11 protein-coding genes are annotated in these 15,705 nt (G+C 67.1%); 2 read left to right on the forward strand and 9 right to left on the reverse strand.

The features are described 5' to 3' along the window. Window positions 1–30 precede the first annotated feature (30 nt). The 3 genes from BLS50_RS00170 to BLS50_RS00180 are packed head-to-tail and all read right to left on the reverse strand — an operon-like array spanning window position 31 to window position 5,837. Window positions 31–1,497, reverse strand: a complete 1,467-nt coding sequence (locus BLS50_RS00170; protein ID WP_074802732.1) for an efflux transporter outer membrane subunit — start codon at window positions 1,495–1,497, stop codon at window positions 31–33. Next, a complete protein-coding gene (locus tag BLS50_RS00175; protein ID WP_074799895.1) occupies window positions 1,497–4,637 on the reverse strand; it encodes a multidrug efflux RND transporter permease subunit in 3,141 nt (1,046 codons plus the stop codon). Before BLS50_RS00175 ends, BLS50_RS00170 begins: the two co-directional genes overlap by 1 nt. A gap of 15 nt (window positions 4,638–4,652) precedes the next feature. Further along, entirely contained in the window at window positions 4,653–5,837 is a 1,185-nt protein-coding gene (locus BLS50_RS00180) for a MexX/AxyX family multidrug efflux RND transporter periplasmic adaptor subunit (RefSeq protein ID WP_074799897.1), read from the reverse strand. A gap of 151 nt (window positions 5,838–5,988) precedes the next feature. Here BLS50_RS00180 and BLS50_RS00185 point away from each other — a divergent pair, with 151 nt between their 5' ends. Together BLS50_RS00185 and BLS50_RS00190 are read left to right on the forward strand one after the other, a co-directional pair. Next, on the forward strand, window positions 5,989–6,636 hold the full coding sequence (locus BLS50_RS00185; protein ID WP_011694295.1) for a TetR family transcriptional regulator: 648 nt from the start codon (window positions 5,989–5,991) through the stop codon (window positions 6,634–6,636). Window positions 6,637–6,974: 338 nt separating this feature from the next. Continuing rightward, window positions 6,975–8,240, forward strand: a complete 1,266-nt coding sequence (locus BLS50_RS00190) for a M23 family metallopeptidase (RefSeq protein WP_053524175.1) — start codon at window positions 6,975–6,977, stop codon at window positions 8,238–8,240. 162 nt (window positions 8,241–8,402) lie between these two features. On the opposite strand, the gene BLS50_RS00195 is transcribed toward BLS50_RS00190, so the two are convergent. The 6 genes from BLS50_RS00195 to BLS50_RS00220 form a co-directional block, all read right to left on the reverse strand. Further along, complete coding sequence (locus BLS50_RS00195; protein ID WP_027811290.1) at window positions 8,403–9,128, reverse strand: amino acid ABC transporter permease; 726 nt, start codon at window positions 9,126–9,128, stop codon at window positions 8,403–8,405. Window positions 9,129–9,130: 2 nt separating this feature from the next. Next, window positions 9,131–9,853, reverse strand: coding sequence for an amino acid ABC transporter permease (locus tag BLS50_RS00200; protein ID WP_012328439.1), 723 nt, complete (start codon window positions 9,851–9,853; stop codon window positions 9,131–9,133). A gap of 94 nt (window positions 9,854–9,947) precedes the next feature. Then, window positions 9,948–10,763, reverse strand: coding sequence for an ABC transporter substrate-binding protein (locus BLS50_RS00205; RefSeq protein ID WP_006476062.1), 816 nt, complete (start codon window positions 10,761–10,763; stop codon window positions 9,948–9,950). Between the two features lie 428 nt (window positions 10,764–11,191). After that, window positions 11,192–12,496, reverse strand: coding sequence for an MFS family transporter (locus BLS50_RS00210; protein WP_011545356.1), 1,305 nt, complete (start codon window positions 12,494–12,496; stop codon window positions 11,192–11,194). Between the two features lie 234 nt (window positions 12,497–12,730). Next, window positions 12,731–14,410 carry a SpoVR family protein gene (locus BLS50_RS00215; protein ID WP_011694280.1) on the reverse strand — a complete coding sequence of 560 codons (1,680 nt, stop codon included), beginning with the start codon at window positions 14,408–14,410 and terminating at the stop codon, window positions 12,731–12,733. Further along, window positions 14,407–15,675 carry a YeaH/YhbH family protein gene (locus BLS50_RS00220; RefSeq protein WP_006476064.1) on the reverse strand — a complete coding sequence of 423 codons (1,269 nt, stop codon included), beginning with the start codon at window positions 15,673–15,675 and terminating at the stop codon, window positions 14,407–14,409. Before BLS50_RS00220 ends, BLS50_RS00215 begins: the two co-directional genes overlap by 4 nt. Window positions 15,676–15,705: the final 30 nt, after the last annotated feature.

The raw sequence follows: 15,705 nt of genomic DNA on the forward strand, positions 1-15,705 counted from the left end.
ACGCCACGGCGTCGGGCGACGAAGCCCCCATCACGCGGAAGCCGCGGCCTCCGCCGTTGCCGTGGCCGGCGCCCAGCCGCCGCCGAGCGCGCGATACAGCGCGATCGCGTTCGCCAGCCTGAGCTGCCTGAGCCGGATCAGCTCCTGCCCCGACTCGTACGTGCTGCGCTGCGCGTCGAGCAGTTCGAGATAGGTCGCGACACCACCCGCATAGCGACGCTCCGCGAGCTTCAGCCGCGCGCCGTCCGCCGCATACACGTCCTGCTGCGCGGCAAGCTGCCGGTCGATCCAGTCGCGCGCAGCGAATGCATCGGCCACTTCGCGAAACGCGGTCTGCACCGCCTTCTCGTATTCGGCGACCGCGATGTCCTTGCGCGCATGCGCGACGTCGAGGTTCGCGCGATTGCGTCCGCCCGCGAAGATCGGCAGCGTGATGCGCGGCGCGAACGTCCATACGCTCGTGCCGGCCGCGAACAGGTTCGAGAACGCGTCGCTCACCGAGCCGTAGTCGGTCGTCAGCGCGATGCGCGGGAAAAACGCCGCGCGCGCCGCGCCGATGTTCGCGTTCGCGGCCTTCAGCCGCCCCTCGGCCTGCCGGATGTCCGGCCGCCGTTCGAGCAATTGACTCGGCGCACCCGGCGCCACGGGCGCGATCGACAGCGAGTCGAGCGCGGTCGCGTCGTCCGGCACGTTGCGCGCGAAATCGCCCGCCAGCAGTTGCAGCGCGCGGACGGCCTGCGCATGCTCGCGCTGCAGCCCGGCCTGCGACGCGCGCGCGGACGCCACCAGCATCTCGGCCGAGTGCAGCTCGATCGCGTCGCTCGTGCCGGCGGCATAGCGGCGTTGCGTGAGCGCGGCCATCCGCTCGCGCGCATCGAGCGTGCGCTGGGCGAGCGCCAGTTGCTCGTGCAACGATCGTTCGGAAACGTACGCGCCCGCCACTTCGGCGATCACGCCGATGCGAACCGTGCGTTGCGCGTCGGCCGTCGCGAAATAGTCGGCGAGCGCCGCATCGGACAGGCTGCGCACGCGGCCGAACAGGTCGAGCTCGTACGCGCTGACGCCGACGCCCGCGCGATACAGCCCGCTGATCGCGCTTTCGCGCACGACCGGGTCGTACTGGCGCGCGCGTTCATAGCCGAGATTCGCATCGACCGACGGCATCCGGTCCGCGCGCTGCACGCCGTACAGCGCACGTGCCTCCTCGAGCCGGCCGGCGGCGATCCGCAGGTCGCGGTTGTTCGCGAGCGCCGCGTCGATCCACGCCTGCAGCGCCGGATCGGTGAAATACGCATGCCAGTCGTCGAGCAGCGCGGCATCCTGCGCGGTGGCCGGTTCGGCGGCCGGCGTCGTGCCGCCGTCGACCGGCGTATAGGTCGCCGGGACCGGCGCGGCCGGGCGCTCGTACCGCGGCGCGAGCGAACACCCGGCGAGCGCGAGCGCGGCGGCCAGCGCGAGCGGTGCCCGCAGCGCGCCGCGTGCATTCAGCGCAAACATCATGGTTGCGAACCCTCCATCGTCGTCGGCTGCGCCCCGCCGCGCCGGCGTGGGCCGACGTCGAACAGGCGGCCGACGATCACGAAAAACAGCGGGACGAGAAACACCGCGAGCACGGTCGCCGTAATCACGCCGCCGAGCACGCCGGTGCCGATCGCCATCTGCGCGCCGGACGCGGCGCCCGACGCGAACGCGAGCGGCAGCACGCCGACGCCGAACGCGAGCGACGTCATCACGATCGGCCGCAGCCGCAGGCGCGCGGCCTCGAGCGCGGCGTCGACGAGCGACATGCGCTGCGCGACGAGGTCCTTCGCGACCTCGACGATCAGGATCGCGTTCTTCGCGGACAGCCCGATCGTCGCGATCAGCCCCACCTTGAAATAGATGTCGTTCGGCATCATCCGCAGCGTCACGCCGAGCACCGCGCCGATCACGCCGAGCGGGACGACCAGCATCACCGCGAACGGAATCGACCAGCTCTCGTAGAGCGCCGCGAGTGCGAGGAACACGACGAGCACCGACAGCGCGAACAGCATCGGCGCCTGCGCGCCCGACAGCCGCTCCTCGAACGACTGCCCCGACCACGCATAGCCGATGCCGGCCGGCAGCTTCGCGGCGATCCGCTCGATCGCGCTCATCGCCTCGCCGCTGCTGTGGCCGGCCGCGGCCGAGCCGTTGATCGTGAACGACGGATAACCGTTGTAGCGCGTGAGCTGCGGCGGCCCGAGCGTCCAGTGCAGCGTCGTGAACGCCGCGAGCGGCACCATCTCGCCGCGTGCGTTGCGCACGCGCAGCTTCTTCACGTCGTCCGGATCGAGCCGGTGCCGCCCGTCGGCCTGCACCATCACGCGCCGCACCTGCGTGCCGTGCATGAAGTCGCCGATATAGTCGGAGCCGAACATCACCGCGAGCGTCGTATTGATCTCGTCCATCGACACACCGAGCGCGGACGCCTTCGCGCGATCGATGTCGAGCTTCAGTTGCGGCGCGTCCTGCGTGCCCGCGAACATCAGGTCGGTGAGCGCGCGATCCTTGCCGCCCGCCGCGAGCAGTTGCTCGCGCGCGGCGCTGAACGTCGCGTAGTCGAGCCCGCCGCGGTTCTGCAGCCGGAAGTCGAAGCCGCTCGACGAACCGAGATCGGGCAGCGCCGGCGAGTTCATCGCGAACACCGTCGTGTTCGGCGTGCCCGCGAAGCGCTCGTTGATGCGCGCGACGATCGACTGCACGTGATCGCGCTCGGCCTTGCGTTCCTTCCAGTTCTTCAGCGTGACGAAGATCATCCCGCCGTTCGGCCCTTCGCCGTACAGGTTGAAGCCGCCGAGCGCATACGTATAGGCGGTCGGCTCGTCGCGGCGGATGGCCGACTCGACCGCGCGCACGCTCTGCATCGTCTCCGCGAGCGGCGTGCCTTGCGGGCGGATCACCATCACCATGAAGTTGCCCTGGTCCTCGTCCGGCAGGAACGCGGTCGGCAGCTGCGTGAGCATCAGCGCGGCCGCCGCGGTCAGCGCGCCGTACACGACGAGCCAGCGCACCGGCTTCTTCAGCATCGTGCCGACCCGCGTCGCGTAGCGCTGCGTCGCCCGCGCGACGAAGCGGTTGAACCCGCCGAAGAAGCCACGCTTCTCGTGATGGTCGCCCGACACCGGCTTGAGCAGTGTCGCGCACAGCGCGGGCGTCAGCGACAGCGCGAGGAACGCCGAGAAGCCGATCGACACCGCAAGCGACAGCGCGAACTGCCGGTAGATGTTGCCCACCGCGCCGCCGAAGAACGCCATCGGCACGAACACCGACGTCAGCACCACGGTGATCCCGACGATCGCGCCGCTGATCTGCGTCATCGCCTTGACGGTCGCGTCGTACGGCGCGAGCCCTTCCTCGACCATCAGCCGCTCGACGTTCTCGACGACGACGATCGCGTCGTCGACGAGGATGCCGATCGCGAGCACCATCCCGAACATCGTCAACACGTTGATCGAGAAGCCGGCCGCGTACATCACGCCGAACGTGCCCGCGAGCGCGACCGGCACGACGAGCGTCGGAATCAGCGTCGCGCGCAGGTTCTGCATGAACAGGAACATCACGAGGAACACCAGCACGCCGGCCTCGATCAGCGTCGTGACGACCTTGTTCATCGATACGCGCACGAACGACGACGTCTCGTACGGGATCTGGTACTTCACGCCCGGCGGGAAGTACCTGGACAGCTCGTCCATCGTCGCGCGCACGCGCTTCTCGGTGGACACGGCGTTCGAGCCCGGCGCGAGCTTGATGCCCATCCCGGTCGCGACCTTGCCGTTCACGTACGACGGATAGTTGTAGTCGTTGCCGCCGAACTCGATGCGCGCGACGTCGCGCAGGAACAGCGCGGAGCCGTCGGGTTGCGCACGCAGCGCGATCGCGCCGAAATCGGCCGGCGTCTTCAGCGGCGCGTCCGCGAACACCGTCGCCGCGATCGGCGCACTGTCCGGCACCGCGCTGCGGCCGATGTCGCCGATCGTCACGCGCGCGTTGTGCGCACGCACGGCCGATGCGATGTCCGACGCGGTGAGGCCATGCCCGGCCAGCTTCACCGGGTCGGGCCAGATCCGCATCGCATATTCGGCGCCCCAGAACTGCACCTTGCCGACACCCTCGACGCGGCGCAGCGCCTGCACCACGTTCGCCGACGCGTATTCGCCGAGCTGCACGTCGGTCATCCGGCCGTCGTCGGAGGTCAGCGACACGACGAGCTGGATGTTGTCGGCGGCCTTCTCGACCTGGATGCCGTCGCGGCGCACCGGCTCGGGCAGGCGCGCATCGACCGTCTTCAGCCGGTTCTGCACTTCGACGGCCGCGAGATCGGCGTTCACGCCCTGCTTGAACGTCAGGTACAGCGATGCCGCCCCCGCGCTGCTCGTCGCGGACGTATACAGCAGCCCCGGCGCGCCGTTCATCTCGCGCTCGATCAGCGCGGTCACCGATTCCTCGACGACCTGCGCGGACGCGCCCGGATACGTCGCATAGATGCTGACGACGGGCGGCGCGATGTCCGGGTACTGCGCGACGGGCAGCGCGCGAATCGCGAACAGGCCGCCCAGCACGATGAAGATGGCGATCACCCACGCGAAGACGGGGCGATCGATGAAGAAACGTGCCATGTTGGTTTGAACCGGTCAGGTTTGACGGGCGGCCGCCTGCGAAGCGGCCGCTACCGGCGCCTTCTCGACGGGCTTGACGGCCGTATCGGGCGCGAACTGCGCGGCGTCGTCGACGATCACGCGCTCGCCGCCCGCGAGGCCGCGCGTGATGCGCCAGTCACGGCCGCTCATCTGGTCGGCCGTGACCTCGACGTCCTTGACCTTGCCGTTCGCGCCGACGACCCGCACCGACGTGCGGTCGGCCGTGCGCAGCAGCGCGTCGCGCGGCACCAGGATCGCCCGCTGGTCGACCGCCGTATCGAGCGCGATCCGCACATACGCGCCCGGCAGCAGCTCGCGCTCCGGATTCGGGAACAGCGCGCGCATCGCGACGGTATCGGTGGTCGGATCGACCGCGAGATCGCTGAACAGCAGCTTGCCTTTCAGCGGATACGCGGTGCCGTCGGCGCGCAGCAGCGTCACCGCGACGTCGTGCTGCGCGATGCCGGTCGCGCGCCCGCTCTTCACCGCGCGACGCAATGCGTCCACGTCGGCGGCCGGCTGCGAGAAGTTCACGTAGATCGGATCGAGCTGCTCGACGGTCGTGAGCGGCGTCGCCTGGTCCTGGCCGACGAGCGCACCCTCGGTCACGAGCGCGCGCCGCGCGCGGCCCGCGATCGGCGCGGTGACGGTCGCGTAGTCGAGCTGCAACTGCGCGCGCGCGAGTTCGGCCTTCGCGGATGCCACCTCGGCCTTCGCCTGCGTATCGGCCGCGACGGCCTCGGTGTGGTCGCGCTCGCTCACCGCGCGGTCGCGCACGAGATCGTCGTAACGGCGGCGCTTGTCGGTCGCCGCGAGCGCGGCGGCCTGCGCCTTCGCGAGCGCGCCCTGCGCGGCGTCGCGCGCGGCCTTCAGCGGCGCGGGATCGATGCGGAACAGCACCGCGCCCTGCTTCACTTCCTGGCCTTCCTCGTAGGTTCGTGCGGTGACGATGCCCGCGACCCGCGCGCGGACTTCCGCTTGCCGGTACGCGTCGAGCCGGCCCGGCAGTTCGACGGTCATCGGCACGGCCGTCGGGCGCACCGTCACGACGGTCGCCTGCTTCGCGGTCTCCGGCGCGGCATCCTTGTCGCCCTTTCCACATCCGGCCACGGCCAGCAGGGCCGCGAGCGCGAACGGCGCCAGCCGCATGCGGCGCCACAGGGTGCGTTTGTTATTCATGTTCTGACCTCGGATCATTCGCCGCCGATACAATGCGGCGGCTCAGGGTGGCCGATTATAATCAGTCACGACTGATTAAATACACGCGCTTTCAATCCGGCTGACACACTGTCTCAATAAAACGACAGCGAACTGTAAGGAATTTCACGACATGGCCCGCAAGACCCGGGAAGAATCGCTCGCCATCAAGCACCGGATCCTCGACGCCGCCGAGCTCGTGCTGCTCGAAAGAGGCGTCGCGCAAACCGCGATGGCGGACCTCGCCGAGGCCGCCGGGATGTCGCGGGGCGCCGTCTACGGCCACTACCGCAACAAGATGGAAGTGTGTCTGGCGATGTGCGACCGCGCGTTCGCGCGCACGTCGGAAGGGTTCGACGCGGGCGACGGCCTGCCGCCGTTCGCGACGCTGCGGCGCGCCGCGTCGCACTATCTGCAGGAATGCGGCGAGCCTGGCCCGATGCAGCGCGTGCTGGTGATTCTCTATACGAAGTGCGAGCAAAGCGAGGAGAACGGCGCGCTGCAGCGGCGCCGCATGCTGCTCGAGCTGCAGATGCTGCGGATCACGAAGGCGCTGCTGCGTCGCGCGATCGCCGCCGGCGAACTTGCCGTCGATCTCGACGTGCACCTCGCCGCCGTCTATCTCGTGTCGCTGCTCGAAGGCGTGTTCGCGTCGATGATCTGGACCAACCGGCTGCGCGGCAACCTGTGGAACGACGCCGAGGCGATGCTCGACGCCGGCTTCGACGCCGTGCGCACCTCCGCCGCCCTGCGCCGACGCGCGCAAAAATTGCCGGACTGACGAGAATCGTCGTAACAAATGCTGATTTAACCCGACTTACCGCACTGCGAAACGAATGAGCTGACCCTCTTTAAAATTTTTAACGTTTCGCGGAACATCGGTAGACTGACGCTGTCATCTTTCTTTAGCGTCTTCGTGATAACCGGGTTCGACCCGGTATGCACGCCGCCGTTCGAAGCGGGCACTGCCCCGCAGGTTGGGTCGAACGGAAACGACACAGGCCCCTGGCGGGGCCTGTTTTGTTGCACGCCCGCCGCCCGCCCCGTCGCCGTTCGACGGTGTGCCGCCGGCGGCCCCCGCCCACACCCCTTTGAACCGCTTTCCTGGATGTGGACACCTTGGTCAAGTCTGTCGCAACCCCTGATGCCGTCGCACCCGGTCGCGCGCAGCGCGTCGTGCGCACGCTCGTGCCGGCCGCCGTGCTCGGCGCCCTCGCCGCATTCGGCCTCGCCGCCGCGTTGCCGGCCGTGTCGCAACTGCCGGGCGCCGTCGATTCGGGCACGGCCGCGCTGCCGCAGCGCGTGCTGTCCGATACGCCGTTTCCCACCGCGCAGCATTTCGTGACGAGCGAGCTCGCCCGCACGATCGGCGAGCGCAACGAACACCTCGATCGCAATGATCGCAGTGTGCAGCCGGGCCTGTTCGCGCCGCTCAGCGCGCATCGCAACGACATGCTCGGCTACGCGAGCCTGTTTCAGTTCGCGGCGCCCGACCACCAGCAAGGCATGCGCGCGGGCGACATCGAACTCACGCTGTCCGATACGCTGAACCGTCTCGACGTGCCACCCGAAGTGCGCATCCAGCTTGGCGATCTCGTCACCGGCAAGGTCGCGATGCGCGCGAGTGCGCAGCGCGGGGACTATTACCGCGTCGCGTTCGACACGAACGACGGCACGCCGCGCCTCACCGCGCTCGAGCTGCGCGTCGCCGGCCGCACGTTCGGCGCGATCTGGTTCCGCGCGCCGGGCGCCGAGCACGGTGCGTACTACGCGCTCGACGGCTCGCCGCTCGAAGCCGCCGCATTCACGATGCCGGTCAAGTGGACGCGTATCAGTTCGTTCTTCGGCGAGCGCATCCATCCGCTGTCGCAGGCGATGGCGTTCCATACGGGCGTCGATCTCGCCGCGCCGAGCGGCACGCCGGTCGATGCGGCGGCCGACGGCGTCGTGTCGTTCGTCGGCACCGATCCGGGCGGCTACGGCCGCTATGTGATCGTCGATCATGCGGATGGCTATTCGACCTACTACGCGCACCTGTCCGCGTTCGCTCGCGGGCTCAAGACCGGCGAAACGGTGAAGCAGGGGCAACGTATCGGCTCGGTCGGGATGACGGGTGCGGCGACCGGCCCGCACCTGCATTTCGAGGTGCGGGTCGCGAACGATCCGGTCGACCCGCTCGTCACGCTGGCCAGCGCGCAGACGGCGCTGTCGGACATGCAGCTCACCGCGTTCCGCCAGGAAGCCGCGCAATGGCGCTTGCGCCTCGCGTCGATCAGCACCACGCCGTTCGCGTTCGCGCAGAACGACGGCCCGCTGTGGGGCGATTTCGCGACCGGCCCGTCGACGCTGCGTGCGGTGTTCGATACGCACTACAGCGCGTCCTGACGCTGACGGACTGAAGCGTCCGGGCACCTAGCCTCATCTGCACCACCGCGCGCGTCGCCGCTCGAATAACGGCGACGCGGCCCGCTGCGGATGGTCGCACATCATCCATCTTCATCACCGAAAGCGCGCGCACGCATCGCACGCGTGCTCGCCGGCCCACCGTTACCGCGCGGGTTCCGTGCGTTCGGCCGTCGCCTGCGCCGCACGTTGCGTGCGCGGCCCCCGCGACAGCAGCCAACGCGCCCCTCCATCGAGCGACGTGCACAGCACCAGATAAATCAGCGCGACGAACAGGAAGATCGGCGCCGGATACACCATCAGCCGGTTGTTCACCTGCGTTGCGACGAACGACAGCTCCGGCACGCCGACGATATACGCGAGCGATGTGTCCTTCACGAGCGCGACCCACTGGTTGACGAACGACGGCGTCATGATCCGGATCGCCTGCGGCAGCAACACGTAGCGCACCGTCTGCCAGCGCGTGAGCCCGAGCGACAGCCCGGCCTGCCATTGACCATCGCCCGCCGCGACGATCCCCGCATGCACCGCATGCGCGAGATACGCGCCGCCGATCAGCGCCAGCGCGCACACGACCGTCGCGAGCCCCGGTACATCCATGTGCAACAGCACGGGCATCAGGAAATACGTCCAGAAGATCAGCATCAGCACCGGAATCGCGCGGAAAAAACCGATGAACGCGAGCAGCAACACACGCGCCGGGCCGCGCGCCAGCGCCATCGCGACGCCGAGCGCCACGCCGAGCACGGCCGACGCGATCGCGGATGCAAGCGCCAGCACCAGCGACAGCGCGGCGCCGCCGAGCGGGCCGTCCGGAAACGCGCCGACGAGCAGGTACGGCAGATTCGAAAGCAGCAGCGAAAGGTCCATCGTCAGCGCCCCGCTCCGAGCCGGTCGCGCCATTGCGTGGCCGCATACGCACCGGCCTCGATCGCGGCCACCGCCGCGATATATAGCAGCGTCGCGACGCCGAACGCGGCGAAGGTCTGGAACGTCTCCGTCTCGACCTGCCGCGACGCATACGACAGCTCGGCGACGCCGATCGCCATCGCGAGCGACGAGTTCTTCACGAGATTCATGTATTGGCCGAACAGCGGCGGCAGCGCGATGCGCACGGCCTGCGGCAGCACCACGTAGCGCAGCGACTGCATCGGCGTGAGGCCGAGCGCGGCCGCCGCATCGTGTTGCGCGCGCCGCACGCCGCGCAGACCGGCTTCGCATTCCTCGGCGACGAAGGCAGCCGTATAGGCGCTCAAGCCAACCCAACCCGCCACGAATTCGAACGACGGCCACGCGAGCGTGAACGGGCCCACGCTCACCGCATGGCGCGCATTGAGCCACGCGATCCACGTTTCGGGCAGCAACGACGCGACGCCGAAATACCAGAACAGCAACTGCACGAGCAGCGGCGTGTTGCGGAACGCGACGACGTACGCGGCGGCTGCCGCGCGCGGCGCCCGGCCACGCGCATGCCGCATCACGGCGAGCAGCAACCCGCCGACGGTCGCGGCGACGGCCGACGCGGCCGCGAGGCCGAGTGTCAGCAGGAAGCCCTGCCAGAGCCAGGACAGATATTTGGGAGCCAACCCGAGCATGCTGGGGAGCGCGCACGACGCGCGCGGTCGGATGAAAACGAAAAGCGCCGCGCGGCCGAGGTTCCGGCCAAGCGCGGCGCGCGTGCGGCAGTGCTCAGGTCTTGTCGCCGATCCGGAAAATGCGCGTGAGCGGCGTTTTCGTCGTCGGCCCGAACCATGCGTCGTAGATCTGCGTCGCGCGGCCGTTCGCCTCGAGCCCCTTCAACGTGTCGTTGACGAAGCCGAGCAGGCGCGTCTCGCCCTTCGGCACGCCGACGCCCATGTAGTCGTTCGAGATCGTGAACGCCGGGATCTCGTAGTTCTGCTTGTCGGGCACGTTCGCGAGCAGGCCGATCAGTTTCGGGCCGTCCTGCGTGATGGCCTGCACGTTGCCGGCGCGCAGCGCGGCGAACGCGAACGGCGTGTCGTCGTACGCGACGATCGTCGCCTTCGGGAATTTCTCGCGCAGCGTGATCTCGTTGGTCGTACCCTTGTCCGCGCCGACGCGCAGGCCGTTGAGCTGGTCGGCCGATTTCAGCACGCCCTTCTTCGCGAGAAACTGCTGGCCCGACGAGAAATACGGGATGCTGAAGTCGACCTGTTTCGCGCGCTCATCGGTGATCGTGAAGTTCGCGAGCACGAGGTCGACCTTGCCGGAGGTGAGGAACGGGATGCGGTTCGCGGGGTTGGTCGGTTGGAGCTGCAGCTTCACGCCGAGCTTGTCGGCGAGCGCCTTCGCATAATCGACGTCGAGACCGACGATGTGGTTGCTTTTCGCATCGACATAACCGAACGGCGGATTGCTGTCGAACGTCGCGACGCGCAGCACCCCGGCCTTCTTGATGTCGTCGAGACGGTCCGCATGGGCGACGGTGCCTGCGGTAACGAGCGCGACCCCGACGAGCCACGTAGCGAGCGTGTTGATTTTCATGAGCACGACCTGATTTGTTATGGAGGCCGCCGCGGATCGCGCGGCGGCACGGTTCGAAGAACATCGTGACGAAGTGTGTCGCCGCGAAGCCGCTAACGTATCAGCGCGTGCGGCGAATCCGAACCAACAAATGGTGCTTTGCTCAGCGGGTTTCGTGATGAGGCAGGCGGGCTGCGGGCACGCATTGCCGCCGTGCAAAAAAAGACGCCCGCTGCAAGCAGCGGGCGCGAATCCCAGTCAAGGAGGTGTCACACGAACTACGCAGTCAGATTAAGGAAATCGCCCGCCACGGACAACGAATCGATTTCCATATCGATATGACGCGGCGCGCTCATGCCGCCGCCTGCGGAATCGCACGTCGCAAAAAAAACGTCCCGCCAACCAGCGGGACGTTCGTCATGATGCAAGTACGCGCCACGCGCGGCCGATCACGGCTCGTGGCGCAGGTACCCTTCCTTGCTCGGATCGCGCATCCGCCACGACACGATCAGCGAGATCGCGCACAGCACGGTCACGTACCAGTAGAACGTTTCCTCGCTGCCGATCGACTTGAACCACAGCGCGACGTACTCGGCCGAACCGCCGAAGATCGCGTTCGCGACCGCATACGACAGGCCCACGCCCATCGCGCGCACTTCCGGCGGGAACATCTCGGCCTTGATCAGGCCGCTGATCGACGTGTAGAAGCTGACGATCGCCAGCGCAACCGTGATCAGCACGAACGCGGCCACCGGGCTCGTCACGCCCTTCAGCGCATGCATCAGCGGCACCGTGCCGATCACCGCGAACGAACCGAACAGGATCATCGACGTGCGGCGGCCGATCTTGTCCGACAGCGCGCCGAACACCGGCTGCATCAGCATGTAGACGAGCAGCGCGACGGTCATCACGTTGCTGGCTGTCTTCGCGTGCATGCCGGCCGTGTTCACGAGGTACTTCTGCATGTACGTCGTGAACGTGTAGAAGATCAGCGAGCCGCCGGCCGTGAAGCCGACCACCGTGAAGAACGCGCCCTTATGCTGCCACACGCCGCGGATCGTGCCGGCGTCCTTCTTGTCGCGCGATGCGCTCGTCGACGTCTCGTCGAGCGATTTGCGCAGGTACAGCGAAATCAGCGCGGCCGCCGCGCCGACCACGAACGGAATACGCCAGCCCCACGCTTTCAGCTCGCCGGCCGACAGCGTCTGCTGCAGGATCACGAGCACCAGCAGCGCGCACAGCTGGCCGCCGATCAGCGTCACGTACTGGAACGACGCGAAGAAGCCGCGACGGCCCTTCAGCGCCACTTCACTCATGTAGGTCGCGCTCGTCCCGTACTCGCCGCCCACCGACAGGCCCTGGAACAGGCGCGCGACCAGCAGCAGCGCCGGCGCGAGCGCACCGATCTGCGCATAGGTCGGCAGCACCGCGATCACGAGCGACCCGCCGCACATCATCAGCACCGAGATCATCATCGCCGCGCGACGGCCGTGACGGTCGGCGATGCGGCCGAACAGCCAGCCGCCGATCGGACGCATCAGGAAACCGGCCGCGAACACGCCGGCCGTGTTCAGCAGCTGCGTCGTCGTGTTGCCGCTCGGGAAGAATGCCGGCGCGAAGTACAGCGCGCAGAACGAGTAGATGTAGAAGTCGAACCACTCGACGAGGTTGCCCGATGAGGCGCCGACGATGGCGAACACGCGCCGCCGGGTGTCTTGCGCGGACAGCGCAGCTTGGTCGGTCTGGACGTCCATGGGTTGGTCTATTCCTTTTAGTGCTTTCTGGGCGAGACGGCTGGGGCCGCCGCGTGCGGTCGCACGTGGCACCGGTTCCGGCGCACGGCGCTACGGGATTTTAGCGAAATGTAAAGTAACAAGCGCTCCGGGTTCGTCCCGATGTAGAAAATTTTTCTCCCGGCGCGCGTTCGTCATATGAAAACGCCAGCCCGCAGGCTGGCGTCCGATGCAAACATTTCCGGCGTGCGGCGATCACACGCGCACTTCGGGCGGCACGTAGCGGCACTCGTAGCGCTTGCGCACGGTGCCGGCCTCGTCGACGCTTTCCAGGTACACGTCGAACTGCCAGAGCCGCGCCATGTGCTTGAGCACTTCCTCGCTGTCGTTCGACAGGTGACGGTTGTCGGTCATGAAGTGGCGCAGCGTGAGGCTGCGGTCGCCGCGCGTGTTGACGGCCCACACCTGGATGTTCGGCTCGCGGTGATGGATGTCGTACTGCCGCGACAACGCCTGCCGCACGTACTGGTAGCCGGAATCGTCGTGGATCGCCGACACCTCGAGCGAATCGCGCATGTCGTCGTCGAGCACCGAGAAGAGCCGCATCTCGCGAATCAGGTTCGGCGACAGGTACTGCGCGATGAAGCTCTCGTCCTTGAAGTTGCGCATCGCGTAGTGCATCGCCGGCAGCCACGGCGTGCCCGCGATCTCCGGAAACCACTTGTAGTCTTCCTCCGTCGGCGCTTCGCAGATCCTTCGGATGTCGCTCATCATCGAGAAACCGAGCGCATACGGGTTGATCCCGCTGTAATACGGCTTCGTGACGGGCGGCTGGTAGACCACGTTGCTGTGCGAGTGCAGGAACTCCATCATGAAGCCGTCTTCCAGCTTCCCCTGGTTGTACAGCGTATTGAGCAGCGTGTAGTGCCAGAACGTCGCCCAGCCTTCGTTCATCACCTGCGTCTGCCGCTGCGGATAGAAATACTGGCCGATCTTGCGCACGATGCGGATCACTTCCCGCTCCCACGGTTCGAGCAGCGGCGCATTCTTTTCCGCGAAATACAGCAGGTTCTCCTGCGGCTCGGACGGATAGCGGTCGTCTTGCTCCTCCGTCAGCTCGGGCTTCTTGCCCGGCAGCGTGCGCCACAGTTCGTTCACCTGCGACTGCAGGTACGCCTCGCGCTCGCGCCGCAGCGCCGCTTCCTTCGACAGCGACGGCTTCTGCGGCCGCTTGTAGCGGTCGACGCCGTAGTTCATCAACGCATGGCACGAGTCGAGCAGTTCCTCGACGCGATCGAGGCCGTAGCGCTCCTCGCATTCCGCGACGTAGTTCTTCGCGTACACGAGGTAGTCGATGATCGCGTGCGCGTCCGTCCACAGCCGGAACAGGTAGTTGCCCTTGAAGAACGAGTTGTGCCCGTACGCCGCGTGCGCGATGACGAGCGCCTGCATCGTCATCGTGTTCTCTTCCATCAGATACGCGATGCACGGATTCGAATTGATGACGATTTCGTAGGCCAGGCCCATCTGGCCGCGACGATAGCTCTTCTCGGTCGCGAGAAAGTGCTTGCCGAACGACCAGTGACGGTAGTTGACGGGCATCCCGACCGACGCATACGCATCCATCATCTGCTCGGCGCTGATCAGTTCGAGCTGGATCGGGTAGATGTCGAGCTCGTATTGTTCGGCAACCTGCGAGATGTGCGTGTCGTATTCCTCGAGCAATTCGAACGTCCAGTCGGACGGGCACGGCAACGGCTTGCGTTCGGCAACGTTCATACGCGCTTCCTTTTGCCCGGAACCGGGCAAGTCGGCGGCCGGCGGCGGCGGTTCGGCCTGCCCGCGTTGCTGCGGTGCGGCAGGGCCGGCCGTGTCGTCGCCGGAAGGGCGCGGCGCGTAGCCGCGCGACTCGTTGTGCAGATGGCGGGTCGTCATGACATTTCCACCTGCTTTTCGAACAATTCGCGAAACACCGGGTAAATGTCCGCAGCCGATTCCACTTTTTTCATCGCGAGATGCGGTTGCGACAAGGCCAGTTGCGCGTATTCCAGCCACAGATTCTGCTCTTCCGGCGCGACCTGGATATACGCGAAGTAACGCGTCTTGGTGAGGATATCCTCTTCCAGGATTTTGCGACACTTGGGCGAATCGTCAGTCCAGTTGTCGCCGTCGGACGCCTGCGCGCCGTAGATGTTCCACTCGGTGGGCGAGTAGCGCTCGTCCATCACCTTGCGCATCAGTTCGAGCGCGCTCGACACCACGGTGCCGCCGCTTTCGGTCGAATGGAAGAAGGTGTCCTCGTCGACTTCCTCGGCCCGCGTGTGGTGGCGAATGAACACCACTTCGATGCGCTCGTAGTTGCGCTTGAGGAACAGGTAAAGCAGGATGAAGAAGCGCTTCGCGAGATCCTTGCGCTGCTCGTCCATCGAGCCCGACACGTCCATCAGGCAGAACATCACGGCCTGGCTCGACGGTTGCGGCTGCTTCACGCGGTTGATGTAGCGCAGGTCGAACGGATCGATGAACGGAATCCGCCAGATGCGCCCTTTCAGGTGATGAATCTCGGCCTCGAGCGTCGCGATTTCCGCGCGGCGGTCTTCGGGGTCGCTCTTCAGCGCTTCGAGCTGGGCCTCGAGCTCGCGCAGCTCGTTGACGAGCGGCGAGCCGAGCGCGATGCGCCGGCCGAGCGCGCTGCGCAGCGAACGCACGACGTCGATGTTGTTCGGCGTGCCTTCCGCCGACCAGCCCGCGCGCACGTTCTTCCAGCTCGGCACCGTCAGCAGGTGCGTCTTCACGAGGCGCGGCAGTTCGAGATCGTCGAAGAAGTACTGCATGAACTCGTCGCGCGACAGCTCGAACACGAAGTCGTCCTGCCCTTCGCCCTCGTTGCTCGCCTGACTGCCGCCACCGCCCGAGCCGCCCTGCGGGCGCGGGATCTTGTCGCCGCGCACGTAGTCCTCGTTGCCGGGGTGCACGTACTCACGACGCCCGCCCGGCGCGTGCCGGAAATTCGGCTCCGCGATGTCCTTGCGCGGGATCGTGATGCTCTGCGTGCTCTGGATATCCTTGATGCTACGGTCGCGCACCGCGTCGGACACGGCACGACGAATGTAGTTCTTGACGCGACGCAGAAAGCGTTCGCGATTGGCGATGCTCTTGTTCTTGCCGGCCAGCCTGCGGTCGATGATTTGATGAAGCACTCCCGGTCTCCCGCTCGAAAGTCGATCTGC

The organism is Burkholderia orbicola, from assembly GCF_900100915.1.
Taxonomy (GTDB): Bacteria; Pseudomonadota; Gammaproteobacteria; order Burkholderiales; family Burkholderiaceae; genus Burkholderia; species Burkholderia orbicola.